The sequence below is a fragment of the Pseudomonas sp. HOU2 genome (assembly GCF_040729435.1).
Classification (GTDB): domain Bacteria; phylum Pseudomonadota; class Gammaproteobacteria; order Pseudomonadales; family Pseudomonadaceae; genus Aquipseudomonas.
On the sequence record NZ_CP160398.1, the window covers coordinates 3,095,854 to 3,120,259 of the forward strand.

Annotated in this window: 25 protein-coding genes; 14 read left to right on the top strand and 11 right to left on the bottom strand. The window is 60.2% G+C overall.

The window, feature by feature from the left end; all coding sequences use genetic code 11:
- Positions 1-34 precede the first annotated feature (34 nt).
- The 6 genes from ABV589_RS14025 to ABV589_RS14050 all read left to right on the top strand — a co-directional run bounded on the left by ABV589_RS14025 (position 35) and on the right by ABV589_RS14050 (position 5,342).
- Positions 35-898 (top strand): YicC/YloC family endoribonuclease, encoded by an 864-nt coding sequence (locus ABV589_RS14025; protein ID WP_102356281.1) that lies wholly within the window; start codon positions 35-37, stop codon positions 896-898.
- A gap of 10 nt (positions 899-908) precedes the next feature.
- Complete coding sequence (gene gmk / locus ABV589_RS14030) at positions 909-1,529, top strand: guanylate kinase (protein WP_003229498.1); 621 nt, start codon at positions 909-911, stop codon at positions 1,527-1,529.
- Between the two features lie 167 nt (positions 1,530-1,696).
- The gene (gene rpoZ, locus ABV589_RS14035) at positions 1,697-1,960 is read left to right on the top strand and encodes a DNA-directed RNA polymerase subunit omega (protein ID WP_003229503.1); all 264 of its coding nucleotides are present in this window, start codon (positions 1,697-1,699) and stop codon (positions 1,958-1,960) included.
- A 57-nt stretch (positions 1,961-2,017) separates the two neighbouring features.
- Complete coding sequence (spoT, locus tag ABV589_RS14040) at positions 2,018-4,123, top strand: bifunctional GTP diphosphokinase/guanosine-3',5'-bis pyrophosphate 3'-pyrophosphohydrolase (RefSeq protein ID WP_025112705.1); 2,106 nt, start codon at positions 2,018-2,020, stop codon at positions 4,121-4,123.
- 24 nt (positions 4,124-4,147) lie between these two features.
- Positions 4,148-4,528 (top strand): RidA family protein, encoded by a 381-nt coding sequence (locus tag ABV589_RS14045; RefSeq protein WP_003229509.1) that lies wholly within the window; start codon positions 4,148-4,150, stop codon positions 4,526-4,528.
- Between the two features lie 73 nt (positions 4,529-4,601).
- Positions 4,602-5,342: a hypothetical protein gene (locus ABV589_RS14050; RefSeq protein ID WP_367082063.1), complete on the top strand. Its 741-nt coding sequence runs from the start codon at positions 4,602-4,604 to the stop codon at positions 5,340-5,342.
- Positions 5,343-5,477: 135 nt separating this feature from the next.
- On the opposite strand, the gene ABV589_RS14055 is transcribed toward ABV589_RS14050, so the two are convergent.
- On the bottom strand, positions 5,478-6,335 hold the full coding sequence (locus tag ABV589_RS14055; protein ID WP_367082065.1) for an SDR family oxidoreductase: 858 nt from the start codon (positions 6,333-6,335) through the stop codon (positions 5,478-5,480).
- 188 nt (positions 6,336-6,523) lie between these two features.
- Here ABV589_RS14055 and exbB point away from each other — a divergent pair, with 188 nt between their 5' ends.
- The 6 genes from exbB to ABV589_RS14085 all read left to right on the top strand — a co-directional run bounded on the left by exbB (position 6,524) and on the right by ABV589_RS14085 (position 13,360).
- Positions 6,524-7,474 (top strand): tonB-system energizer ExbB, encoded by a 951-nt coding sequence (exbB, locus tag ABV589_RS14060; RefSeq protein WP_367082067.1) that lies wholly within the window; start codon positions 6,524-6,526, stop codon positions 7,472-7,474.
- A 6-nt stretch (positions 7,475-7,480) separates the two neighbouring features.
- Complete coding sequence (gene exbD, locus ABV589_RS14065; RefSeq protein WP_007962355.1) at positions 7,481-7,909, top strand: TonB system transport protein ExbD; 429 nt, start codon at positions 7,481-7,483, stop codon at positions 7,907-7,909.
- Positions 7,906-8,655, top strand: coding sequence for an energy transducer TonB (locus tag ABV589_RS14070; RefSeq protein ID WP_367082069.1), 750 nt, complete (start codon positions 7,906-7,908; stop codon positions 8,653-8,655). The genes exbD and ABV589_RS14070 overlap by 4 nt, the downstream gene beginning before the upstream one ends.
- A 210-nt stretch (positions 8,656-8,865) precedes the next feature.
- A complete protein-coding gene (locus ABV589_RS14075; RefSeq protein ID WP_007962352.1) occupies positions 8,866-9,795 on the top strand; it encodes a hydrogen peroxide-inducible genes activator in 930 nt (309 codons plus the stop codon).
- A 9-nt stretch (positions 9,796-9,804) separates the two neighbouring features.
- On the top strand, positions 9,805-11,880 hold the full coding sequence (recG, locus tag ABV589_RS14080; RefSeq protein WP_367082070.1) for an ATP-dependent DNA helicase RecG: 2,076 nt from the start codon (positions 9,805-9,807) through the stop codon (positions 11,878-11,880).
- A 79-nt stretch (positions 11,881-11,959) separates the two neighbouring features.
- On the top strand, positions 11,960-13,360 hold the full coding sequence (locus tag ABV589_RS14085; RefSeq protein ID WP_007962347.1) for an aminoacyl-tRNA deacylase and HDOD domain-containing protein: 1,401 nt from the start codon (positions 11,960-11,962) through the stop codon (positions 13,358-13,360).
- A 261-nt stretch (positions 13,361-13,621) separates the two neighbouring features.
- On the opposite strand, the gene ABV589_RS14090 is transcribed toward ABV589_RS14085, so the two are convergent.
- On the bottom strand, positions 13,622-14,005 hold the full coding sequence (locus ABV589_RS14090) for a helicase (protein ID WP_003229522.1): 384 nt from the start codon (positions 14,003-14,005) through the stop codon (positions 13,622-13,624).
- Positions 14,006-14,374: 369 nt separating this feature from the next.
- Here ABV589_RS14090 and ABV589_RS14095 point away from each other — a divergent pair, with 369 nt between their 5' ends.
- Positions 14,375-14,737 carry a DUF6124 family protein gene (locus ABV589_RS14095; RefSeq protein WP_367082072.1) on the top strand — a complete coding sequence of 121 codons (363 nt, stop codon included), beginning with the start codon at positions 14,375-14,377 and terminating at the stop codon, positions 14,735-14,737.
- 59 nt (positions 14,738-14,796) lie between these two features.
- Here the strand turns inward: ABV589_RS14095 and ABV589_RS14100 are convergent, their stop codons facing one another.
- From ABV589_RS14100 to ABV589_RS14140, 9 genes are all read right to left on the bottom strand, one after another.
- Positions 14,797-15,555 (bottom strand): lysozyme inhibitor LprI family protein, encoded by a 759-nt coding sequence (locus tag ABV589_RS14100; RefSeq protein WP_367082073.1) that lies wholly within the window; start codon positions 15,553-15,555, stop codon positions 14,797-14,799.
- Between the two features lie 2 nt (positions 15,556-15,557).
- Entirely contained in the window at positions 15,558-16,466 is a 909-nt protein-coding gene (locus ABV589_RS14105; protein ID WP_367082074.1) for a tetratricopeptide repeat protein, read from the bottom strand.
- Complete coding sequence (locus ABV589_RS14110) at positions 16,396-16,941, bottom strand: hypothetical protein (protein ID WP_367082075.1); 546 nt, start codon at positions 16,939-16,941, stop codon at positions 16,396-16,398. Before ABV589_RS14110 ends, ABV589_RS14105 begins: the two co-directional genes overlap by 71 nt.
- 4 nt (positions 16,942-16,945) lie before the next feature.
- On the bottom strand, positions 16,946-17,401 hold the full coding sequence (locus ABV589_RS14115; RefSeq protein ID WP_367086199.1) for a hypothetical protein: 456 nt from the start codon (positions 17,399-17,401) through the stop codon (positions 16,946-16,948).
- Between the two features lie 86 nt (positions 17,402-17,487).
- A complete protein-coding gene (locus ABV589_RS14120) occupies positions 17,488-17,997 on the bottom strand; it encodes a hypothetical protein (protein ID WP_367082077.1) in 510 nt (169 codons plus the stop codon).
- Positions 17,994-20,444 carry an alpha/beta hydrolase gene (locus tag ABV589_RS14125; protein WP_367082078.1) on the bottom strand — a complete coding sequence of 817 codons (2,451 nt, stop codon included), beginning with the start codon at positions 20,442-20,444 and terminating at the stop codon, positions 17,994-17,996. The genes ABV589_RS14120 and ABV589_RS14125 overlap by 4 nt, the downstream gene beginning before the upstream one ends.
- Before the next feature lie 9 nt (positions 20,445-20,453).
- The gene (locus ABV589_RS14130) at positions 20,454-21,848 is read right to left on the bottom strand and encodes a TIGR01777 family oxidoreductase (protein ID WP_367082080.1); all 1,395 of its coding nucleotides are present in this window, start codon (positions 21,846-21,848) and stop codon (positions 20,454-20,456) included.
- 67 nt (positions 21,849-21,915) lie between these two features.
- A complete protein-coding gene (locus tag ABV589_RS14135; protein ID WP_367082082.1) occupies positions 21,916-23,286 on the bottom strand; it encodes a lysozyme inhibitor LprI family protein in 1,371 nt (456 codons plus the stop codon).
- A gap of 105 nt (positions 23,287-23,391) precedes the next feature.
- A complete protein-coding gene (locus ABV589_RS14140) occupies positions 23,392-23,928 on the bottom strand; it encodes a hypothetical protein (protein WP_367082084.1) in 537 nt (178 codons plus the stop codon).
- Positions 23,929-24,032: 104 nt separating this feature from the next.
- Here ABV589_RS14140 and ABV589_RS14145 point away from each other — a divergent pair, with 104 nt between their 5' ends.
- A complete protein-coding gene (locus tag ABV589_RS14145) occupies positions 24,033-24,368 on the top strand; it encodes a DUF6124 family protein (protein WP_367086200.1) in 336 nt (111 codons plus the stop codon).
- Positions 24,369-24,406 lie beyond the last annotated feature (38 nt).

Consider the following 24,406-nt stretch of genomic DNA (forward strand, 5'->3'; position numbering starts at 1 on the left):
CTTCTGCGCCGATCTGCATTGCGAGGTCACCGCCATGGTGCACAGCATGACCGCCTTCGCCCGCGTCGAAAAAGCCGGCGTCCAGGGCACCCTGAGCTGGGAGCTGCGCTCGGTCAACAGCCGCTATCTGGAGCCGCACCTGCGCCTGCCGGAGTCGTTCCGCGACCTCGAAGGCGCCGTGCGTGAGGCCCTGCGCCAGGGCCTTTCACGGGGCAAACTGGAATGCACCCTGCGCTTCACTGAAGAAAGCACCGGCAAGCCGTTGCAGGTCGATCGCGAGCGCGCCGCGCAACTGGTCGCCGCCGCCGAAACCGTTGCCGGCCTGATCAAGAACCCGGCGGCACTGAACCCGCTGGAAGTGCTGGCCTGGCCAGGCGTGCTGGTGGCCGACGCGACTGACCCACAAGCCTTGAACGCCGAGGCGCTGGCCCTGTTCAATCAAGGCCTGAAAGAACTCAAGGCCGGCCGCGAGCGCGAAGGCGCAGAGCTGGCACGCCTGATCAATGAGCGCCTGACCTCCATTGAAGAGGACGTCGTGACCTTGCGTGAGCTGGTGCCGCAGATGCTCGCCACCCAACGTCAGAAAGTCCTCGATCGCTTCACCGACATGAAAGCCGAACTGGACCCGCAGCGCCTGGAACAGGAAATGGTCATGCTCGCGCAAAAGAGCGATGTGGCCGAAGAACTGGATCGCCTGAGCACCCACATCATCGAAGTTCGCCGGGTGCTCAAATCCGGCGGTGCCGCCGGCCGGCGCCTGGATTTCCTGATGCAGGAACTCAACCGCGAAGCCAACACACTGGGCTCCAAGGCCTTCGACCCGCGCAGCACCCAGGCCGCCGTCAACCTCAAGGTGTTGATCGAGCAGATGCGCGAACAAGTGCAGAATATTGAGTAAGGCAACAGACATGACCCACAGCACCGGCACCCTGTACATCATTTCCGCGCCATCGGGCGCAGGCAAGAGCAGCCTGGTCAAGGCTTTGACCGATGCCAATCCGGAGATCCGCGTCTCGATCTCCCACACCACCCGCGCCATGCGTCCGGGTGAAGTGGACGGCGTGAACTATCACTTCGTGACCCGCGAAGAGTTCGTGAAGATGGGCGAGCACGGCGATTTCCTCGAACGCGCCGAAGTCTTCGGCAACTTCTACGGCACCTCGCAAAGCCGCCTGCAGCAGACGCTGGACGAAGGTCACGACCTGATTCTGGAAATCGACTGGCAAGGCGCCGAGCAAGTGCGCAAGCTGATGCCGCAGGCACGCTCGATCTTCATCCTGCCGCCGTCGTTGCAGGCCTTGCACCAGCGCCTGACCAACCGCGGCCAGGACAGTGACGAGATCATTGACGGACGGATGCGTGAAGCCGTCAGCGAGATGAGCCACTATGTCGAATACGACTACCTGATCATCAACGACGATTTCGCCCATGCACTGGACGATCTGAAGGCGATTTTCCGCGCCAATCAGCTGCAACAGAAGCGTCAGCAGGTACGTTTCGGCAAATTACTGGCCGAACTGCTCGGTTAATCAACTCTTCCCAAAACCGCTGCAAGGGCTTTACATTGGTGCTTGCAGCGCGTTGAAGGGTCTGGTCAAAAAATCAGCGCTTCCCTAATCGCTGGTGATTTTTTAAACTGCTCAGTCCGCTCGCCCAACCGGGCAGCGCGCATATTGCATTCGCTCCGAGGAATACCATGGCCCGCGTAACCGTTGAAGACTGCCTAGAACACGTGGAAAACCGCTTTGAGCTGGTCATGCTCTCTACCAAGCGTGCCCGTCAACTGGCCACCGGCGGCAAAGAGCCACTGGTCCAGTGGGAAAACGACAAGCCGACCGTTGTCGCCCTGCGTGAAATCGCAGAAGGCCTGATGAGCTACGAGTTCATCGCCGAGCAGGAAATCGTCCACGAAGACCCGGTCTTCGCTGCGTTCGAGGACGAGTCCAACGAGGCCGTCTAAGCCTATGCCTGGTCGACGTAGCACGGCGCGGGAACACAGCCTACGGCAGGAGTCATCATGCCGAGCATAGACGCCCTCGCCGATCGCTTATCGACCTACCTCGGCAACGACCAGGTCAACCTGGTCCGCCGAGCGTATTTCTACGCCGAACAAGCCCATGACGGTCAGCGCCGTCGCAGCGGCGAGGCGTACGTCACGCATCCTCTTGCAGTGGCGAATATTCTTGCCGACATGCACATGGACCATCAGAGCCTGATGGCTGCGATGCTGCATGACGTGATCGAAGACACCGGTATCGCCAAAGAAGCGCTGCAAGCGCAGTTCGGTGAAACCGTGGCCGAACTGGTCGACGGGGTCAGCAAACTGACCCAGATGAACTTCGAGACCAAGGCCGAGGCCCAGGCCGAAAACTTCCAGAAGATGGCCATGGCCATGGCGCGCGACATTCGCGTGATCCTGGTCAAACTCGCCGACCGCCTGCACAACATGCGCACGCTGGAAGTGCTGTCCGGGGAAAAACGCCGCCGGATCGCCAAGGAAACCCTCGAAATCTACGCGCCCATCGCCAACCGGCTGGGCATGCACGCGATTCGTATCGAATTCGAAGACCTCGGCTTCAAGGCGATGCACCCGATGCGTTCGGCGCGGATCTACCAGGCGGTCAAGCGCGCCCGGGGCAACCGCAAGGAAATCGTCAACAAGATCGAAGAGTCCCTCGGCCATTGCCTCGCGATCGACGGCATCCAGGGCGAAGTCAGCGGTCGTCAGAAACACCTCTACGGCATCTACAAGAAAATGCGCGGCAAGCGTCGGGCCTTCAACGAGATCATGGACGTCTATGCGTTCCGGATCATCGTCGACAAGGTCGATACCTGCTACCGCGTGCTGGGTGCTGTGCATAATTTGTACAAACCGTTGCCGGGGCGCTTCAAGGATTACATCGCGATCCCCAAGGCCAACGGCTATCAGTCGCTGCACACCACGCTGTTCGGCATGCACGGCGTGCCGATCGAGATCCAGATCCGCACCCGCGAAATGGAAGAGATGGCCAATAACGGCATTGCCGCCCACTGGCTGTACAAATCCAGCGGGGACGAGCAGCCGAAAGGCACTCACGCCCGCGCCCGCCAGTGGGTCAAAGGCGTGCTGGAAATGCAGCAACGTGCCGGCAACTCGCTGGAATTCATCGAGAGCGTGAAGATCGACCTGTTCCCGGACGAGGTCTACGTGTTCACGCCCAAAGGCCGGATCATGGAGCTGCCCAAAGGCTCCACGGCGGTCGACTTCGCCTACGCGGTGCACACCGACGTCGGCAACAGCTGCATCGCCTGCCGGATCAACCGCCGACTCGCACCGCTGTCCGAACCGCTGCAAAGCGGCTCCACGGTCGAGATCGTCAGCGCCCCTGGCGCGCGGCCGAACCCGGCGTGGCTCAACTTCGTGGTCACCGGCAAGGCCCGTACGCACATCCGCCATGCACTGAAACTGCAGCGCCGCTCCGAATCCATCAGCCTTGGCGAACGCCTGCTGAACAAAGTGCTCAACGGTTTCGACAGCTCGCTGGAGAAGATCCCGGCCGAGCGCGTCAAGGCGATGCTCAGCGAATACCGGCTGGAATTGATCGAAGACCTGCTCGAAGACATTGGCCTGGGCAACCGCATGGCCTATGTCGTGGCGCGCCGTCTGCTCGGCGAAGGCGAACAGCTGCCAAGCCCGGAAGGCCCGCTGGCGATTCGTGGTACCGAAGGTCTGGTCCTGAGCTATGCCAAGTGCTGCACACCGATCCCCGGCGACCCGATTGTCGGGCACCTGTCGGCGGGCAAAGGCATGGTCGTGCACCTGGACAACTGCCGCAACATCAGCGAAATCCGGCACAACCCGGAAAAATGCATCCAGCTCTCGTGGGCCAAGGATGTCACCGGCGAATTCAACGTCGAGCTGCGCGTCGAGCTGGAGCACCAGCGCGGCCTGATCGCCCTGCTGGCCAGCAGCGTCAACGCGGCCGACGGCAATATCGAGAAAATCAGCATGGACGAGCGCGATGGCCGCATCAGCGTCGTCCAGCTGGTGGTCAGCGTCCACGACCGTGTGCACCTGGCCCGCGTGATCAAGAAACTGCGCGCCCTGACCGGGGTCATCCGCATCACCCGCATGCGTGCCTAATTCACACCTAACAAGGAGTCATACATGACCAAGACCGTTATCACCAGCGACAAGGCCCCAGCCGCCATCGGTACCTACTCTCAGGCGATCAAGGCCGGCAACACTGTCTACATGTCGGGTCAGATCCCCCTGGACCCAAAGACCATGGAACTGGTTGAAGGCTTCGAAGCCCAGACCGTCCAGGTGTTCGAGAACCTCAAAGCCGTGGCTGAAGCCGCTGGCGGTTCGTTCAAGGACATCGTCAAGCTGAACATCTTCCTCACCGACCTGAGCCACTTCGCCAAGGTCAACGAGATCATGGGCAAGTACTTCGATCAGCCGTACCCGGCTCGCGCCGCCATCGGCGTTGCTGCCCTGCCGAAAGGTTCGCAAGTCGAAATGGATGCCATCCTGGTCATCGAGTAATGCATACGGCGCAGCCTTCAAACGCTGCGCCGACTGCTCTGCGGTAAAGAAAAGGTTTTGAAAGGATTCCACCATGCGCAAAGCGTTTGCTCTCTCGCTGCTCGCCATTTTCCTCGGCGGCTGTGCCAGCGACCCCGCCGACCGTGACATCAGCGGCACCTGGATCAACCAGGTGGCGATCGACGCTGCTGCCAAGGGCGGCCCCCTGCGCGAAGCGCTTCAGGCCTATGGCCCGAACCTGGAGTGGGACGTCAACACCAAGGCCGGTCAGGCCCGCTACACCAACGGTTTCGAGAACGTCGAAGGACGGCTGCAGGGCGAACAGTCCGGCGCCTGGAAAGTCGACTTCTATGGCAGCTCCGGCAGTGAGCTGAAACGCGATGGCGGCCGGATGAAACAAGCCGCCACCGAAAACGAACCCGACCAGTTGTTCGACCGCGCGCAAATCCCAGTGCCGGAAGGCGCACCGATTGGCGCCAGCTTCGAACGCGCACTGTATTCAGCCTACCTGGGCGGCAGCTGGAAGATTGCCAGCGGCGACGGCGAAGGCAACACCGTGCAGTTCCAGGCCGATGGCCAGGTCTCCGGCCTGCCCGGCGCCGACCGCTATGCCCTGTGCCTGGCAGGCGACTGCGCCTCGATGAACAGCGACCACGACAGCATGTGGCTGCAACTCAACGGCCAGGGCAACAACTGGATCTTTGCCCGCAAAGGCAAGGCGCTGGAGATCTTCCAGGCGGTGAACAGCGCACTGGCGGATGAAATGCCGCAGTTCACCCCGGGTGAGCGCAAGTGGTTGCTTGAGAAGCAGTAACCGCGCCTGAGAACAATATGACCCTGTGGGAGCGGGCTTGCCCGCGATGAGGCCATCAGACTCGACGCTTTAGTTGACTGCCAGGCCGCCATCGCGGGCAAGCCCGCTCCCACAGTGGTTTGTGGCGTTAGAAGGTCAGCATTTGCCTTCAAGAATCGCCGCATAACCTTCGCGATAACTCGGATACTTCGGTGTCCAGCCCAGCGCCTTCGCCCGGGCATTGCTGCAGCGCTTGCTGCCGGTGCGGCGTACGCTGGCGTCTTCCGCCCAATCGGTGACACCCAGATACTCGCGCAACCAGGCGACCACCTCGGCCAACGGTGCAGGCGCGTCGTCCACACCGATATAGATATCCTGCAATGGCTCGCCGCGATGAGCCGCCTGCAGCAGAAACGCCATCAGCCCTGCTGCGTCATCAGCGTGAATGCGATTGCCGTACAGCGGCGGCTCGACCGCCACCCGATAACCGCGACGCACCTGGGTCAACAGCCATTCACGACCCGGACCGTAAATGCCGGTCAGGCGCACGATGCTCGCCGGGATACCGCTGTTCAGCGCCACTTGCTCGGCCTCAAGCATCACGCGCCCGGAGTATCCGCTGGCGACGGTCGCTGAATGCTCGTCGACCCATTCCCCTTCCTGCTGCCCGTACACGCTGCTGCTGGAAACGAAGATCAGCCGATCAGGCGTCTGCCCGTAGTCGTCCAACCAACTCAGTACATTCTGCAAACCCTGCACGTAAGCCGCACGATAACCGGCCTCATCGTGATCGGTGGCCGCCGCGCAATACACCAGGTAATCCACCGCTCCGAACGGCCAGTTTTCCGGGCAATCTTCCTTGAACAGGTCACCGGCGACGCCGATGACGCCATCCGGCAAACGCGAAACATCACGGCGCAGACCATGCACCTCCCAGCCGGCGGCCAACAATTGCGTAGCCAGACGACTGCCGACGTCACCACAACCGGCAATCAAAACAGAAGGCGCGGACATCAAAAAACTCCTGAACGAAAGGAACAGACTAGCCCTCACAAAGGACGAACGGCTAGCAATGAAGGAAAAAAAGAAACTCTATTACTTTTGTTAACAAGAATTACTTGCAATAATGCACCCCACTTTTGTTCTCGGCCTCACGAGGCCTGGAAGAGCATTACCGTTTTTCTACCTCAGGTCCGGCCAGCATGACACGTAATCAAATCCCCGCTTCGCCAACCACACGACCTCGCGCCTTCAGCGCGGTGGCGGCCCTGCTGCTCAGCCTGATGCTGGCGCCGACCGCCGCCTTCGCTGATGCCCAGGCGCCAGCCGCCCCGGCTGCCACCGAACAACACGCACCTGCCGCCGCGCCAACCATCACCGACCCGGTGCAGGCGGTCGACGCCAGCCCGGCCGACGCGCCTGAAGTGCTCGAACCCGACAACACCTTGGGCATGGCCCACGACCTGTCGCCATGGGGCATGTACCAGAACGCCGACATCATCGTGAAAATCGTGATGATCGGCCTGGCCATCGCTTCCATCATCACCTGGACCATCTGGATCGCCAAAGGCTTCGAGCTGATGGGCGCCAAGCGTCGTCTGCGTGGTGAAATCGCTGCGCTGAAAAAAGCCGCGACCCTCAAGGAGGCCAGCGCCACTGCGGCGAAGGAAGGCACCCTCGCCAACCTGCTGGTGCACGACGCGCTCGAAGAGATGCGCCTGTCGGTCAACAGCCGCGAGAAAGAAGGCATCAAGGAACGCGTCAGCTTCCGTCTTGAGCGTCTGGTCGCAGCCTGTGGCCGCAACATGAGCAGCGGCACCGGCGTCCTCGCCACCATCGGCTCCACCGCGCCGTTCGTCGGCCTGTTCGGTACCGTATGGGGCATCATGAACAGCTTCATCGGCATCGCCAAGACCCAGACCACCAACCTTGCCGTCGTGGCGCCGGGCATCGCCGAAGCCTTGCTCGCGACCGCGCTGGGCCTGGTTGCCGCAATTCCTGCGGTAGTCATCTACAACGTGTTCGCCCGCTCCATCGCCGGCTACAAAGCGCAGGTGTCCGACGCTTCGGCGCAGGTCCTGTTGCTGGTCAGCCGCGACCTCGACCACCAGCCTGAGCGCAGCTCGCAGCCGCACATGGTCAAAGTGGGGTAATCGGCCATGGGCCTGCATTTGAAAGAAGGCGCAGACGACGATCTGGCCGAGAACCACGAAATCAACGTCACGCCGTTCATCGACGTGATGCTGGTACTGCTGATCATCTTCATGGTGGCCGCGCCGCTGGCTACGGTGGACATCAAAGTCGACCTGCCGGCCTCGACCGCCAAACCGGCGCCGCGCCCGGAGAAACCGGTGTTCCTCAGCGTAAAGGCTGATCAGCGCCTGTACATCGGTGACGACGAAGTCAACGCCGATACCCTTGGTGCCGTGCTCGACGCCAAGACCCAGGGCAAGAAAGACACCACCATCTTCTTCCAGGCCGACAAGGGCGTGGACTACGGCGACCTGATGAGCGTGATGGATAAATTGCGCTCGGCCGGTTATCTGAAGGTCGGTCTGGTGGGCCTTGAGAGCGCAGCCAAGAAATGATCACGACGCGCCATAAGCTGACGCGTTACAGCGGTAGCCTGGCCGTGGTGCTGGGCGTTCACGCGCTGGCCATTGCGCTGGCGCTGAACTGGACCGCCCGCCCGCCCATCGAACTGCCGCCGCAGGCAATGATGGTCGAGCTGGCACCGGTTCCGGCCCCGCCACCGCCTGCTCCGCCGAAAGTCGTCACACCGCCGCAGCCACCGGCTCCGGTCGAAGAGCTGCCGATTCCGAAACTGGCTGAAGCACCCAAGGCCGAGATTGCCGTACCGAAGCCGAAACCCAAGCCAAAGCCGAAACCGCAGCCGCCCAAACCGGTTGAGAAAAAACCGGAACCCGTGAAGGAAAAACCTTCCGAGGAAAAACCGGCCGACACGCAACCGACCCAGGCACCGACGGAGAAATCCGCCCAGCCGGCACCGGGCCCATCGCCAGCACAAATGGCTGCCAAGGCCAGTTGGCAAGGTACCCTGCTCGCGCACCTGGCCAAGTACAAGAAGTACCCGGCCAGCGCTCAGGCACGAGGCAAGGAAGGCTTGAACCGTCTGCGCTTCGTGGTTGATGCCGAAGGCAATGTACTGTCGTTCGAACTGGTGGGCCGCTCCGGCAACGCCGATCTGGACCGGGCCACCCTGGAAATGATCCGCCGCGCGCAACCGCTGCCCAAGCCACCGGCCGACATGCTGAACAACGGTTCGATCGAAATTGTCGCGCCGTTTGTGTACTCGCTTGAACGTCGTCGCTAAGTAGCAAGATCAAAAGATCGCAGCCTTCGGCAGCTCCTACAGGTACACATTCCCCTGTAGGACCTGCCGAAGGCTGCGATCTTTTGCTTTCAGTTCATCCATACACGGCAAACCCACATTGCCCGGTGTCGCATTCCTCACTCAGTCTGATAACGTGCGTCTATCGATTGCAGCCGTTATGCTTGGCCCGCAACTTCATGGACGCTCGCTATGACCCTCACAGAATTACGCTACATCGTTACCCTCGCCCAAGAGCAGCACTTCGGCCACGCCGCCGAGCGTTGCCACGTCAGCCAGCCGACCCTGTCGGTGGGCGTGAAAAAACTTGAAGACGAACTCGGTGTGCTGATTTTCGAGCGCAGCAAAAGCGCCGTGCGCCTGACCCCGGTCGGTGAAGGCATCGTCGCCCAGGCGCAGAAAGTCCTGGAGCAGGCGCAAGGCATCCGTGAACTGGCCCAGGCCGGCAAGAACCAGCTGACCGCACCGCTGAAAGTCGGCGCGATCTACACCGTCGGGCCGTACCTGTTCCCGCACCTGATTCCGCAACTGCACCGGGTCGCCCCGCAGATGCCGTTGTACATCGAAGAAAACTTCACCCACGTGCTGCGCGACAAGCTGCGCAACGGCGAGCTCGACGCGATCATCATCGCCCTGCCGTTCAACGAAGCCGACGTGCTGACCCTGCCGCTCTACGACGAGCCGTTCTACGTGCTGATGCCGGCCCAGCACCCATGGACGCAAAAAGAATCCATCGACCCGGGCCTGCTCAACGACAAGAGCCTGCTGCTGCTCGGCGAAGGCCACTGCTTCCGCGATCAGGTGCTTGAGGCCTGCCCGACCCTGACCAAGGGCAACGACGGCGCCAAGCACACCACGGTGGAATCCAGCTCGCTGGAAACCATCCGTCACATGGTCGCGTCCGGTCTGGGTATCTCGATCCTGCCGCTGTCGGCGGTGGACAGCCATCACTACGCCCCGGGCGTGATCGAAGTACGGCCGCTGTCGGCGCCGGTCCCATTCCGCACCGTGGCGATTGCCTGGCGCGCCAGCTTCCCGCGGCCGAAAGCCATCGAGATCCTCGCCGACTCCGTTCGCCTGTGTTCGGTGGCCAAGCCCGCCGCGCCGGTTACGGCCGGTTAAGCGAGCGTCATGACTGAGCTGTCGCAAGTGTCGGTGACGGCACTCAAGGGTGTCGGCGAAGCCATGGCCGAGAAACTGGCCAAGGTCGGCCTGGAAAACCTCCAGGACGTGCTGTTTCACCTGCCGCTGCGTTATCAGGATCGCACCCGCGTGGTGCCGATCGGCCACTTGCGACCGGGCCAGGACGCGGTGGTCGAAGGCACCGTCAGCGGTGCCGACGTGGTCATGGGCCGGCGGCGCAGCCTCGTCGTGCGCATGCAGGATGGCACCGGTGGCCTGAGCCTGCGCTTCTACCATTTCAGCAATGCGCAGAAAGAAGGCCTCAAGCGCGGCACGCGGATTCGCTGCTACGGCGAAGTGCGCCCCGGCGCCTCGGGGCTGGAAATCTACCACCCGGAATACCGCGCCATCACCGGTGACGAACCGCCGCCCGTGGATGAAACCCTGACCCCGGTCTACCCGCTCACCGAAGGCCTGACCCAACAGCGCCTGCGTCAGTTGTGCATGCAGACTCTGACGCTGCTAAAGCCGAACACTCTGCCCGACTGGTTGCCGACCGAACAGGCCCGCGACTACCAACTGGCGCCGCTGGCCGATGCGATCCGCTACCTGCACAACCCGCCCGCCGATGCTGATGTCGATGAGCTGGCACTCGGTCATCACTGGGCGCAGCATCGCCTCGCGTTCGAAGAACTGCTGACCCATCAACTGTCGCAACAACGCCTGCGCGAAAGCATGCGTTCCCTGCGCGCGCCAGCGATGCCGAAAGCGACGAAGCTGCCGCCGAAGTATCTGGCCAACCTCGGCTTCAACCCGACCGGCGCCCAGCAACGCGTGGGCAACGAAATCGCCTACGACCTCAGCCAGCACGAACCGATGCTGCGCCTGATTCAGGGCGACGTTGGCGCGGGCAAAACCGTGGTCGCCGCCCTCGCGGCGCTGCAAGCGCTGGAAGCGGGTTATCAGGTCGCGCTGATGGCGCCGACCGAGATCCTCGCCGAACAGCACTTCATCACCTTCAAGCGCTGGCTCGAACCGCTGGGCATCGACGTCGCGTGGCTGGCCGGCAAGCTTAAAGGCAAAAACCGCGTCGCCGCACTGGAACAGATCGTCAGCGGCACACCGATGGTGGTCGGCACTCACGCGTTGTTCCAGGACGAAGTGCAGTTCAAGAATCTGGCACTGGTGATCATCGACGAACAACACCGCTTCGGCGTGCAGCAACGTCTGGCGCTGCGGCAGAAAGGCGTCGGCGGGCGCATGTGCCCGCACCAACTGATCATGACCGCCACGCCGATCCCGCGCACGCTGGCGATGAGCGCCTACGCCGACCTCGACACCTCGATCCTCGACGAACTGCCGCCCGGTCGAACCCCGGTCAACACCGTGCTGGTCACCGACACCCGCCGCGTCGAAGTCATCGAACGGGTGCGCAGCGCCTGCGCCGAGGGACGTCAGGCTTATTGGGTGTGCACGCTGATCGAAGAGTCGGAAGAGCTGACCTGTCAGGCCGCCGAAACCACGTTCGAAGACCTCACCGCCGCCCTCGGCGAGCTGAAAGTCGGGCTGATCCACGGGCGCATGAAGCCTGCCGAAAAAGCCGCGGTGATGGCCGAGTTCAAGGCCGGCAACCTGCAACTGCTGGTCGCCACCACCGTGATTGAAGTCGGCGTGGACGTACCCAACGCCAGCCTGATGATCATTGAAAACCCCGAGCGCCTCGGCCTCGCGCAGTTGCACCAGTTGCGCGGTCGCGTCGGCCGGGGCAGCGCGGTCAGCCATTGCGTGCTGCTCTACCATCCGCCACTGTCGCAGATCGGCCGTCAGCGCCTGGGCATCATGCGCGAGACCAACGACGGTTTCGTCATCGCCGAAAAAGACCTCGAACTGCGCGGCCCCGGCGAAATGCTCGGCACCCGTCAGACCGGCCTGCTGCAATTCAAGGTCGCCGACCTGATGCGCGACGCCGACTTGCTGCCCGCCGTGCGCGATGCCGCGCAAGCGCTGCTGGAACGCTGGCCAACCCACGTCAGCCCATTGCTCGACCGCTGGTTGCGCCATGGGCAGCAATACGGCCAAGTGTGAGCACCGTCGCAGTTTGTGCAGGATCGTTCCGACAGAGCTGGTTATACTCCTGCCATTGTTTCAAAAACGGATACAGACCATGACTGACGCAGCTCTCGCCCCCGAACTCCCGCACGCGCCGTCTGTAATTCGGCTGCTGCTCGGCAAGCTGGGGATCGCCTACGAAGAAGTGCTCGATCACCACGGCCTCAACGCTTCGCGCAAGGTACAAGCCGTGCTGCTGGACGACGCCGTGGGCGCGCTGATGGTGCTGTTTCCGCAGAGCCAGTTGCTCGACCTCAACCGCCTCGCCGAACTCACTGGCAGGCGCCTGACCGCCGTGTCCACCGAGCGTCTGGAAAAGATGCTCGGCAAACACAGCCTGAGCCTGCTGCCGGGCCTGCCGGCACTGACCAGTTCGCCGTGCCTCTACGAAGAAAGCTTGCTGCGCGAGCCGAAGCTGCTGATCAACTCCGGCGAGCCGGGCGTGCTGCTGGAGATCACCAGCGAAGCCTTCAAGACCATGCTGACCAAGGCCAGCGCCGCCAACTTCGGCGAAGCCCTGAGCAGCATCCGCCCGAACCTCGACCGCCCGGACGATGACCGCGAGGAAATCACCCAGGCCGTGCAGGCGTTCACTGCACGCCGGATCCAGCAGCGTCTGGAAGCGACCATCGAGATTCCACCCCTGGCCGAAACCGCGCAAAAAATCATCAAGCTGCGGGTCGACCCCAACGCCACCATCGATGACATCACCGGCGTGGTCGAAACCGACCCGGCGCTGGCTGCACAAGTGGTGAGCTGGGCGGCGTCGCCGTACTACGCCTCGCCGGGCAAGATCCGTTCGGTGGAAGACGCGATCGTCCGCGTGCTCGGTTTCGATCTGGTGATCAACCTCGCCCTGGGCCTGGCCCTCGGCAAGACCCTGAGCCTGCCGAAAGACCACCCGCAACACACCACGCCGTACTGGCAGCAGTCGATCTACACCGCCGCCGTCATCGAAGGCCTGACCCGCGCCATGCCGCGCGCCCAGCGCCCGGAAGCCGGCCTGACCTATCTGGCCGGTCTGCTGCACAACTTCGGCTACCTGCTGCTGGCCCACGTGTTCCCGCCGCACTTCTCGCTGATCTGCCGCCACCTGGAGGTCAACCCGCACCTGTGCCACAGCTACATCGAGCAGCACCTGCTGGGCATCAGCCGCGAACAGATCGGCTCGTGGCTGATGCGCTACTGGGACATGCCCGATGAACTGGCCACCGCCCTGCGCTTCCAGCACGACCCAAGCTACGACGGCGCCTACGCCGAATACCCGAACCTCGTCTGCCTGGCCGTACGCCTGCTGCGCAGCCGCGGCATCGGCTCCGGCCCCGACGAAGACATCCCCGACGCCCTGCTCGAACGCGTCGGCCTGACCCGCGACAAAGCCAACGACGTGGTCAGCAAAGTGCTTGAGGCTGAAGTCCTACTGCGTGAGCTGGCTTCGCAGTTCAGCCAGGCCTGAAAACTTCGCGAGCAAGCTCGCTCCCAAAAGGTTTCGGTGACCTCCTGTGGGAGCGAGCTTGCTCGCGAAGAATCCACCTCGGTTTCCTGGATGTACTGAACCCTGTGGCGAGGGAGCTTGCTCCCGCTCGACTGCGCAGCAGTCGCAAACCAGCCAGCAGGGTGTGTCAGGCAAAACTCGGCTTTCAGGTTTTGGGGCCGCTCCGCAGCCCAGCGGGAGCAAGCTCCCTCGCCACAAAAGCTCTTCTCATCAAAACTCGGCTCAAGCCTTAGGCTTCGCCTTCCTCGGCTTCAAATACTTCATCAACCCCTGAAACCACATCACCAACGCCGGATTACCCTTGAGCTGAATCGACTTGTCCTGGATCCCCTGCATAAACGCCAGCTGCTTGTTCTTCGCCTGCATCGTGGCAAAGGCATAACCCGCATCCTTGAACGCAATCGCAAACGCCGGCTCCGCCACCACGCCAGACTTGCTGGTAACGCGCTGATTCTTCACCACGAAATGCCGCGCCACTTTCCCGTCCAGCGTCTGCAGCTGAAACACCAGATCCTTGTCACCCAACTGCTGCTGGAACGCAGGATTTGTCCGGCTGGCCTTCCCCATCAACAAACCCATCATCCACAGAAGAAAACGAAATTTCATGCGCACAGCCTCAAAAGGAAAATGAACGGCCGGGACAGTGTAAGGGATTCAGACGATAACGCCACTATCGACCGCCATTGGAAGATGATGCAACCCATTTCCCGCACGATGACCGCCAAGTCACACTTCTGCACCCACCGTCCTACACCTGTTGAAACACATCCCTGTAGGAGCTGCCGAAGGCTGCGATCTTTTGATCTTCCAGCCTGCAAACCTATGGGAAATTTCCTGCAAAGTGCCGCGATACCTATGAACTAGGCAGGTTGGCAATTCGTCGTTAGCCTTCGCTTGTCGCCGCCAAATCGGTGACCGGATGTGCAAGTCCGAAATCCGGAGCAAATTTCTTTTAACTCCAAAGGATTTACCCCGATGACCAACCCGACACCCAACACTGAGGACACCTCGCCCTACGAATCTTTCGATTCAAGAAAACTCCACGAAGCCGCCGAACGCGCCCTCGACCATCACTTCAAACCGCGCACCGAATCCCAACCCAAACGCGAAACCGGCCTCTTCAGCCTCACCCCCGGCACCGACGCCGAAGCCCTGATGGCCAACGCCTCCGAAGACCTCCTGTCCATCAGCGCCATCGCCTGCGACCTCGCCGACGACCTCCACGGCTCCCGCCGCTCGGTTGCACTGGCCCTGAGCAGAATGACGGATGGGGTGCGATTGATGGTGGAAGGGACGCTCGATCACATTGAAGTGCGGAACCTGGCGGCCAAGCCGTAGCGGGATTTGCGGATGAAAAAAGGGGACATTAAGTCCCCTTTCTGAATATTTCGGGCCTGCTATGCACCAGGCTCAGCCCCGTCACACTTCAGTTCTTTGATTTGCTCGCTCTGAATCGGAATCAAACAAACGAGACGCTTCTCTCCGAGCCCACGAAGCTCCGTCAAACTGAGCGTCACGTGCAACCCATCATCGGCAAACGCATGATCCTCAAACCCGGCATCGGCATAGTCCGTCCAAAATGCCTTGCCCTCGAAACTGCAGAACCGCTTTGAGGACAGCACTCTCCAACCGCCGTTGGGCGCCAGTATCTGGACCGTCAGGCATGGGCTGCCAAAGGTGCTGACATAACGTGCCACGACATTGCCGAAGCGCTGGGAGCCGGACAGGTACACCTTGTTGAGATCGAGCACATTACCCGGCTCATCAGCGACGATTGTGTCCAGGTAAGCCGCACGCTCCAGACTCAGTCTGGCCATGCAGTTGTTGATCGTCGTGACATGCGCTGCCACCCCTGGCTCGATTTCCGTGGCTTCAAGCGGGCATGTGGTGTCGCGTAGCTTGATCCAGGCGCGCTGGGATTCTCTGGCCATGGCGACCAGCGCCTTACCCTGCTCAGGGTCACGCCGTTGTTGAGACTCAAACCGTCCCAGCAGTTTCTTGTAGCTCGCATTGAGTTGCGAGTCGGCTTCCTTGCGGGCTGCCTCCACACACCGATCGACCTGGGCGCTCACGGTGATTTCCTTGCAGTCGTCCTCGGCCATCGCAAAAGAGGCAAACAGGCATCCAAAGGACAACGCGATAAAACGCACAAACATGTTCAATTTTTCATTCCCTGAATTGCGGATCGCTCAACTACGCGTCGAGGTATTTTCTGCGCCTTGCCGTCGGCACTCATCGCGTCGCGGTACTGGATGTAATAGCGCTGCGCTTCATCTTTGCGATCAAGGCGCCAGAGCGAGTCGGCGATGTTCAACATCAGTACTGTGCGTTTACCGACGGCCTCAACGCCGCGATACAACTTCAGCGCCAGTGCATCGTTGCCGCCCTCGGCTAAATAGAAGCCAAGATCATTAAGACCCTGAACATTTCGAGCCGGCGGATGGCAAGCCATGTACGAATCCGCCCCCATGACCAAGCTCCATTCGATCTCGCTGGCTCGATATTGCGCAGATTCAATGTTCGAGAGGGTTTTCAGTAGTGCCTGTGGGGAAGGTGTCTCCATTTTAGGTTTGAGTACTTCACCCTCGTCGGTAGTCCAGCTATTGCCCACCCATTTGCCAGCGCAGAACTGATCATCACGCTGAAGCAGCACACAACCGGTCTCCATCGAAATCACATCGCAGTGACTTCGTGACTGGAAGCTGTCTTCACCACTCCCGTCTGACAACATTCCATACATCGTTTGGTTCACGAGTAAGGTCTTCTTGTCAGGGCTAAGCCATCGAGGAAGGACTTCGACCCCGATATCGGTTCCGTAGAGCGGGAATGTTTTTCCATTCGCGGTAAAGGTCGCGCTCGCCGCTTCCACTGAGTGTTCGGGCCATACTTTTGCTTTCAAATGCAATGTCAGTGTGTGCCCGTCGACTCCAGTGACTCGCACTTCTTCTGCCGTAGCCCCATTCGCCAGCAACAGACTCGCGAGCAATAGTGCGGATCTAAGGCTGCCCATACTCGATCCTTTTAGCCGCAGGGCTTGTTTGCTGTAACTGTCTTTCAGTGATGCCATAAGCCTCTATGAGCCCTTCCCAGGACCCCTTCGAACCAAACGACCGATAACTATTGCTGTAGCTGTAATGCTCCAACCTTCCAGCGGTGGAGTAATACCCGCGCCACTCCGGGCAGGATCCACACCCGCCATAACCGCCGATGAACACCAGGCTGCCCTTGCTTCCTTTTACACAATCCATCTCCACTGCCACGTTACTCAGCATCTTCGTCTTCTTACCTTCAGACGTGAGCTGTGAAACCTTGTCGATATTGCGCCGCAACACTTTGCCGCCAATGTTGATCGTCTGATCGGAGCAGACCGGTATGAGGTGGGTTTCTGCGTCATCCACCGTCACGGATCGGCAGGACGACACCATCACCACTTCAACGCCGCCACATTGCATGACATCGCGCTGGGTGTAGGCGTCCTTGGGAGCGGCGAAAGCTGGAAACGAGAGCAACAGCGAAAGGCTGCTCGCAAGAAGACGATTCATCGACTCACTCCTCATCGATCGACGGTGATTCCACGTCGGTCATGCCAAGCAGCCGGAACTCATTGTTCACGAATTCGTAGTACCGATCCCGGTTACGGTTTTCCAGGCGATTTCCCTGGGCGTCTTCTTCGCCATCGAGCGTGACGCCGGAAATGATGATCAAGCGACTATCGGGCAAATACGTCGTGTCGAAAGTGCTGCCGTCATAGGCATTCGGAAGACCGCCAACGACATCACCGGTCTGGGCGTCCAGCACTTCGCCACAAATGGCGCCGCCGCCACAGCCGAACCTGTACAGGATGTAATGGCCGGCGAAGTTGACCTTGCCTTGCAGGGCCTTCGCCCGGATGCTGTCCATGACCGGGTTGCTTTGTTCCTGCTGCACCGGTTCATGGTTGGGGCCGCTGAAAACGGGGGTGACGGCGTAATCCTTGAAGTCGGGATCGGCGGCGAATGCCATGGAAGTGGCAGCTGATAGCAAGCTGCCGAGAACAATCGAAAATCCTTTCAAGTACTAACTCCATAACAGCAGTGGAAACCGTTGGCTTACTCGGACTGACCTTCATAACGCTGTGTCTGCGGGTTGAATTGCCACAGATGTGGCCGGGTCATGCCCTCTTCGCCCTTGTAGCGAATCCGCCCTCGCTTGTCCCTAATGTAGGAGTAGATCTCGATGTCCTTGAATTCACCGCCACCTTTAGACGGACCGTCCAGAACTTTGACCCCGGCGAAGTAATCGCCACCCGAATACTTCAAGTAACCACGGCACTGGATCAGGAAGGCGAATGTGCTGTCCATCGAAGAACCAATGCCTACGCGGGAATTGAAGATGAAGTCTTCGATACCATCGCCGTTTAGGTCGCCACGGAAGACTACGTGGCCTGGCTCGATAGAGAATTCTTTTCCATCGAGACTGGAAAGTATGTCTTCCTGATCTCCGCTGCTCTCCGGCCATTGAGATAAGAAATATTTAGAGTCAGTTTCCTGATTGCAGACATCTGCCGCCATAACGGCTATCGGCAACCAGCTCATGAATAACACCAGCAGTCGTTTCACTTCACATCCTTCGAATTCATCAATTCCAATTCACCATCCCGATACAACACTTCGCACCCGATCCACGCCAGATCCACCTGCGGCATCACCGCCGAGGGCTTGCGCAGTTCCCGCAACAACGTCGAACCATGCGACAGCCGCCCACCCATCCGCGCAATCACTGCCCGCGCTGCCTGATAGTGCGCGTGACGCCCGGGATCAAGGGTGTCTTCCAGCAAGATGTCTTCGCCAAGAATGCCCCGCACCTGCCCCGGGTAAATCATGAATCCGGTGGCTTGCTCGGCACCTTCGCGGCCGTCCTGCCAGAAGCTGCCATCGCGAGTGCGCACATCCGGATGCGGCGCAAACCAGTGCTCGCGATCCGCCAGTGGCATGGCGTGGTGCAGGCGAAAGAATATGCGCATGAGGTTGTCGCGGTACCACTCGCGCACTTGCAAGTAGTAGCCGCGCAGTCCCGGCAGGCCGGTCGAATGCGCGAGGCGGATCAGCCTGGACCATTGCGGGAATGGCTGTAGCGGCAGTTCGCTCGACGCGGGTCGCGAGGTAGCCGGATCGGTTTCCCACGGCAGTCGATGAGGACTGTTTTCCAGATTGTCGTAAGCGGTCGGCGGACGGCCCAGCCAGTCGCCGCCGCTGCTGGCCAGTGCCGTGGCGATGCACAGATTGCCTTGCACCACGAACACGTAGAACCGGGAGAACCAGTCTGCTAATTGCTGGCCATCGGCAGCTTGGGCGACCAGTTCGGCAAGCTCCCGATCGAAGCGCTGCAAGCCGTTTTCAAGGTTCAGCAAATGGCCGCGAGCCTTGCGTTGCATACGCAAAAACAGCGGCAACGAACGCAGCATCTTCAGCGGTCGCCACGGCAGATGCGGCGTCGCGCCGCCGACTTCACCGGCATAGTTGCTGGCACTGATGCCCCAGTCGGCCAACCGTGCGAGAAACAGGTCGTTGTTGATGTAGGACGCGCCGCCGAACACAGCAGTGAACGGCTCGTTGTCCTGCAACACTCGCGCATCCCAGCGCGCCATGATCGCCGGGATACTCACCGCCGCGCGGCGCTGGGCGTACTCCACCAGCACGCTCGGTTGCGGTGGCAGGATCTCGGCGATGTTCGCGGCGGTCAGGTGCCGACGCCAGCCGTAGTCGCTGATCGGCCGGTATTGCAGCAGCCAGAGTTGCGAGCCGTCCCAGGCCCATTCGACGTCGCCGGGCACGTAGTGGAACACGCGCAACACGTCTTGCAGGAAGCGCCAGAGCAGGTCTTCGGTCAAGCCGTGGGACGGCGTGAACGTGCCACTGCGCCACGCATCGCCGAGTCGCGAAAGCGTTGCTTGTGAGGGGCTGACTTGACCGTCGGCCAGCGATTCGAGATGACCCTCAACCCATTCCAGTTCTACCGAGAGATGGCGCACGAATGCGATCCCGGAAACCACCGGCGTGATGAAGCGTTGCACCACCACTTCCTCGACGCCTTCGGCCGTGAGTTCGGCGATGCGTTTCGACACATTGGCGGTCGGCTCGCGCAGATAAGTCGTGCTCAAACCGGCATTCGCCGAATCGGCCTGATCCTCGCCATAACTGGAGGAGCGCACAGCCCAAGTCACGTCGGGTTGGGCAGCGAGAAATGTTGGCAGACGCGGATCATTGCAATCGTTGAGCGTCAGCGCCGCCGGCACCGCTTGCCGCGCCAGTTCAGCCAGGCGCAAACGCCCGCCCTTGGTGTGCGCAACAAACCCGCGCTCGCCCGACTCCAGCCACTGCGCAAACTGCATGGGCGCGTCGATCCATGGGTAATGGCCCCAACCGGGTTTCAGGCTGATGGTCAGGTCTGCGCGCGCAAGAATCGCCGACCATGCGGCGGCTTGTTCGATGCCGAGCACCTTGTCCTGATCGCCCCAGACCAGCTCGACCGGATCGGTGATCCACTCCAGCAGCGGCAGCGCGGTGTCGGCACGGATCAGATCCCAGTGCGGCACAAACGCACGGCAACGCGCATAACCGGCGCCCATGCGCTGGTACTGCGCGGGCGTCCAGGTCTGGTTGGAGAACTTGCGCGCGAACAGCGTGGGCTTGTTCGACAGCAGCCAGTGAATGGACTTGCGGATCGGCAGCGGTGACATCAACGCCGGCAATCGGCGCTGCCACAAAAAGGCGCCCACCGGCGCCAACAACACACTGCGAGAAAAGTGCCCGGGCCGACGTTGCAGCGCATGCAGCACCAGCAACGCGTTGACCCCGACGGCCATGATCGCGCTGCCCTTTTGCGTCATCGCCAACAAGGTCTGCGCATAAGCCGCCAGATCCTCGCAGGGCGGCTGCGGGTTGGCGCCGAAGCCCGGCAGCTCCAGCGGCACCACGTCGTAACGCTGAAAATGCGGCAGCGCGTCATCCCACCAATCGGCGGCGCTGCCGTTGCCGGCCAGCAGGTACATCAGGGGCTTGCTCATGGGCGATCCTCAGGCCAGATCGCGCAGCGCGGCGTCAAGAGTCGGATAGCGGAACGTGTAGCCCGCCTCGCTCAAACGCTGCGGCACCACACGTTGACCGTCGAAGAACAATTGCGCCATCTCCCCCGCCAGCGCACGAACTGGCGCGGCGGGAATGTGGAACCACACCGGACGCTTGAGGACCTTGCCGGCCTGCTCGGCGAACGCTGCCTGACTGACCGTTTCCGGCGCCACCATGTTGTAGGTACCGCGCAGACTGTCGTCATCGAAAGCCCTTGCGATCACCTGAAGCACATCATCGCGATGCACCCAACTCATGATCTGCCGACCATCGCCCATGCGCCCGCCGAAGCCCAAGCGGAACGGCAGCAGCAACGGCGTCAACGCGCCGCCCGGGCCGAAGACCACGCCGAAGCGTAGCACCACCTGACGCACGCCAAACTCAGTGGTCGGTTGCGCGGCGGCTTCCCAACGCGCGCAGAGTTCGGCCATGAAACCGTCACCCTTGCTGGCGTGTTCGTCGAGGCTTTCGCTGGCATCGCGTACGCCGTAGAAACCGATGGCCGAGGCCTGGATCCACAGTGCTGGTTTGTGCTTGGTGTTCTTCAACCAGGTCATCAACGCTTCGGTGGTGCCGACTCGGCTGGCGAGCAGTTGCGCCTGACGCTTGGGACTCCAGCGTGGACCGGCGACGGGCGCGCCGGCGAGATTGATCACTACGTCGAAGGCTTCGTCGTGGCTGAGTTCGCTGAGCGAATGCACACAGCGGACGCGGCCGTTGAACAAGGTGGCGGCACTCAACGGATCACGCGTTAGAACGCTAATTGAATGACCGGCGTCGAGTAACTGGTGGACTAAAGCTTCACCTATAAACCCGGTGCCGCCGGTGATCAGCACGCGCTTGAAGGCGCCGCCGGCAAACGAGTTGGACAGGCTCGTTGTCTTTACTGCAGGAGACTTCCGGCGGTCATGGCGATACAGCCAGATCAGCGGCGGCAACAGCATCAGCAGCGCAAAACCGTCAAGCCACAGGTGCGACCAGACCTGTTGTTGCGCCGAGAGCCGCATGTCCTGCGGCGCCCATAACAGGATGCCGGCGATCAACCATCCCCACACTGCTGGAGCTTTCAAGCGATTGCCCAAGTGCACCAGAGCGAGCATGTACAGCGAATAGCTTTGCAGCGTCGCGCCGAAAAGCGCGAGCCACCAGACTTGTTGTTCGTGGCCGGCGGCAGGTACCGCATCGGCGCCCCAGAATGCGAGTTCGAGGGTGTGCAGATAGCCGTCGAGTAAACCGGAGTGACCGGCCCAAGTCAGGGTGAGGCCGGCGAGAATGTGCACGATTGCGGCGGCGTATAGCCAGAGCACTAACGCGGGGCGAAGCGAGGTCGAGGGGGCTGGCATTCCGTGTCCTGAAAGCATTCCTTGGGGGTGGGGAGTTTAAAGGAAATGCGTGGGGTTTCGGGGGTTGTCAGTAGCAGTAGCTGGGTTGGATTGGTGTGGAGGAGTTTTTCTTCAAGTGTTCCAAACCGAAACGGGCGCCATCACTACCCTTCGCGAGGGCCATTTGGTAACAGGCCATGGCTCGAGATGGATCTTTGGTACCCCATTCGCCGCTAGCGAAGGTAGATCCCAACTTGCTGATCGCGTTGGCATTGCCCATTTTTACGGCGCCCATCAGTGCTTGCTCTGCAAGCGCAGGATTTTTGCAGGGACCGTCGGATGTTAGTTCGTTGCCATCGCAGTAAAACTCGGAAAGTCCCATCGCACCGTTCGGCAAAGTCGTGGCCGCTGCTTTGAATAGTGACTCCAAAGTATCCGTTGGCACCTGCGGCGCCATGCCCGAGAGGCTCAAAATAGCGGCTTTATAACTGGCAAGTGGGTCTCCGGAGTGTGCTGCACATAACAAGTTTTCCAGCGTGGCCTCATACAACTCAACGGTGCGAGGCTGGTCTTCCGGTGCACCCAATGCTTCGAACGCCTCGGCACGCTGGAAACAGAGACTTTCTTCCTTGCTCATAGTCGGCGTACTCGCCGCGAGCAGGTCTTTCTCGCGAATAGACCAGTCTTCAACGCCTTCAAGCACCCAGCACGCCTGACGGGAAAAATTGAAGACTTTGACGTTGCTCCAGCCGGCGCGTCGATCCACAACAGTTGAGTGGCTGTCGTCGTATTCCCAAATCACAACACCCGGCGTTTTGCGAGATTCAATAGATGCCATCAACGGATAGGCCAATCCGGCGCCCTTCTCGCCCGTGGTCACAGGCTCGAAACGTCCCGGCTCGGCTTTTGGCTTTAACACCATCGACTTGACGGTAAACGCGGTGAGCCGGCGCTGTGCTTCGATATCGGCAGAAAACACTGCCAGGAAGGGTAAGAAATCCTCGGATGGGCAAGCATTACTGGCGCTGACTTTTTCGGATAACTGCGCCGACTGTGCCGGCACAATCTTGTCCAGATACGCCGAGCGCTCGCGGCTCATTCTGGCGATGCACGAGTTAACAGCGAACACATGCGCAGGCATCCCCGTCTCGATCTCGAATGCTTCCAAAGGGCAGTTCGCATCGCGTAATTTCAGCCACGCACGTTGCGACTCTTTGACCTTCGCCGCGTACTCTGCACCCAACGCCGGATCTGCTCGATAGTCAGATTCAAGTCGCGCCATCAACTGCTTGTAGCTAACGTTCAACTGCGCATCGGCAGCCTTCTTCGCCGCCTCCGAGCAGGGCACCATTTCCAGGCTTGAGGCTACATGGCTGCAGTCGTCCTGCGCATAGGCCGCTGAAACCGGCAGTAGTAGTGCGACCAACAGCGTAAAAACAAAGCGGTTCACTGTGTTCATCCTTGAGTCATTCAGGCTTTGCGCTCGGCGAGCCGGGGCCAAACCACGTTCACGCATAATAAAGAGTAGCCTGCCCTATTAAACGCAAAACATTGGCAGCCATCGCTATTTAGCGCCATTTATTTTCTTGATATAAGATTTTATCAACCCTGCATTAACATAAGGAAAATGTTGCTCCTCACCTTCTTGATATCCTTCCATCCCACTCAGATTCTTATCAAATCGGACAAGCTTATTCACAACCAATTTATTGCCCGCACTTTTTTCATACCCATAAACTTGATAAAGGGTCCCGTACGTTCTAATTCCTCTGCTCGTAATTTCCCAAGAAACCAAAACAAGCACATTTTTCTTACCCTTAACTGGATAAAAGAAAATCGACTCAATTTTTGGGTCTGACCCAGCCACATCGTATTTATCGACAAGACTTCTATTTTTTTTATTGTCGCCCCCAACAACATCCAGAACCAGAGAAACAGGAAACTCCTCGCTCGTCGTCTGCAGGAATGATAATTCACCCCCATTTACGACGTCAGTTCTAAATGGTCCTTGGATTACCGTTCCCTGAAGATAGTCTACATCTTGCGCACTGCTGGAGTTTGCCAGAAGGAAAACAAAAGCAAACATAAATACACGGAGCATAGCAGAACGACCTCTTAGTTAATGTTCATAAGTGCAGCGAGTGCTTGAAACCTACTGTTCCTGTCCGCATATCCATTTTGGCCGCCATTCACCATTTGGGGAAATTGGGGACAGACCACGTTTTTCGGATACTACTAAAAGGTGGTCTGGCCCTATTTCACTCCTTCCCGCCTACCAACGACAAACAGTCCAAACGCCGCAAAGGCAGACTCTTCACCGTCGCCAATGACATCGACTCGGAAGACCTCCTGGCCAACGCCTCCGAAGACATGTTGTCCATCAGCGCCATCGCTGCCAAATTAGCCGACGATGTCGAAGGCCCCAACCGTTCCGTAGCGTTAGCCCTTAGCCGAATTGCCGATGGCGCGCAGCTTATGGTGGAGCGTGCGCTGGATCATCTGGAGGAGTTAACTGCGGCGAGGCAGGAAGTGAAGACGTAAAGATAAGAAGGGGACGGATTCAAATAAATCCGTCCTCC

Excerpts from the sequence above, each read along its gene's own strand:
- ABV589_RS14070 (WP_367082069.1), top strand. The coding sequence starts at position 7,906 with ATGATCACGACGCGCCATAAGCTGACGCGTTACAGCGGTAGCCTGGCC.
- ABV589_RS14025 (WP_102356281.1), top strand. The coding sequence starts at position 35 with ATGGTGCACAGCATGACCGCCTTCGCCCGCGTCGAAAAAGCCGGCGTC.
- ABV589_RS14135 (WP_367082082.1), bottom strand. The coding sequence starts at position 23,286 with ATGAACACAGTGAACCGCTTTGTTTTTACGCTGTTGGTCGCACTACTA.
- ABV589_RS14075 (WP_007962352.1), top strand. The coding sequence starts at position 8,866 with ATGACCCTCACAGAATTACGCTACATCGTTACCCTCGCCCAAGAGCAG.
- rpoZ (WP_003229503.1), top strand. The coding sequence starts at position 1,697 with ATGGCCCGCGTAACCGTTGAAGACTGCCTAGAACACGTGGAAAACCGC.
- gmk (WP_003229498.1), top strand. The coding sequence starts at position 909 with ATGACCCACAGCACCGGCACCCTGTACATCATTTCCGCGCCATCGGGC.
- exbB (WP_367082067.1), top strand. The coding sequence starts at position 6,524 with ATGACACGTAATCAAATCCCCGCTTCGCCAACCACACGACCTCGCGCC.
- ABV589_RS14125 (WP_367082078.1), bottom strand. The coding sequence starts at position 20,444 with ATGAGCAAGCCCCTGATGTACCTGCTGGCCGGCAACGGCAGCGCCGCC.
- ABV589_RS14115 (WP_367086199.1), bottom strand. The coding sequence starts at position 17,401 with ATGGCATTCGCCGCCGATCCCGACTTCAAGGATTACGCCGTCACCCCC.
- ABV589_RS14105 (WP_367082074.1), bottom strand. The coding sequence starts at position 16,466 with ATGGCATCACTGAAAGACAGTTACAGCAAACAAGCCCTGCGGCTAAAA.
- ABV589_RS14045 (WP_003229509.1), top strand. The coding sequence starts at position 4,148 with ATGACCAAGACCGTTATCACCAGCGACAAGGCCCCAGCCGCCATCGGT.
- spoT (WP_025112705.1), top strand. The coding sequence starts at position 2,018 with ATGCCGAGCATAGACGCCCTCGCCGATCGCTTATCGACCTACCTCGGC.
- ABV589_RS14130 (WP_367082080.1), bottom strand. The coding sequence starts at position 21,848 with ATGCCAGCCCCCTCGACCTCGCTTCGCCCCGCGTTAGTGCTCTGGCTA.
- ABV589_RS14100 (WP_367082073.1), bottom strand. The coding sequence starts at position 15,555 with ATGTTTGTGCGTTTTATCGCGTTGTCCTTTGGATGCCTGTTTGCCTCT.
- recG (WP_367082070.1), top strand. The coding sequence starts at position 9,805 with ATGACTGAGCTGTCGCAAGTGTCGGTGACGGCACTCAAGGGTGTCGGC.
- ABV589_RS14085 (WP_007962347.1), top strand. The coding sequence starts at position 11,960 with ATGACTGACGCAGCTCTCGCCCCCGAACTCCCGCACGCGCCGTCTGTA.
- exbD (WP_007962355.1), top strand. The coding sequence starts at position 7,481 with ATGGGCCTGCATTTGAAAGAAGGCGCAGACGACGATCTGGCCGAGAAC.
- ABV589_RS14140 (WP_367082084.1), bottom strand. The coding sequence starts at position 23,928 with ATGCTCCGTGTATTTATGTTTGCTTTTGTTTTCCTTCTGGCAAACTCC.
- ABV589_RS14055 (WP_367082065.1), bottom strand. The coding sequence starts at position 6,335 with ATGTCCGCGCCTTCTGTTTTGATTGCCGGTTGTGGTGACGTCGGCAGT.
- ABV589_RS14110 (WP_367082075.1), bottom strand. The coding sequence starts at position 16,941 with ATGAATCGTCTTCTTGCGAGCAGCCTTTCGCTGTTGCTCTCGTTTCCA.
- ABV589_RS14090 (WP_003229522.1), bottom strand. The coding sequence starts at position 14,005 with ATGAAATTTCGTTTTCTTCTGTGGATGATGGGTTTGTTGATGGGGAAG.
- ABV589_RS14095 (WP_367082072.1), top strand. The coding sequence starts at position 14,375 with ATGACCAACCCGACACCCAACACTGAGGACACCTCGCCCTACGAATCT.
- ABV589_RS14050 (WP_367082063.1), top strand. The coding sequence starts at position 4,602 with ATGCGCAAAGCGTTTGCTCTCTCGCTGCTCGCCATTTTCCTCGGCGGC.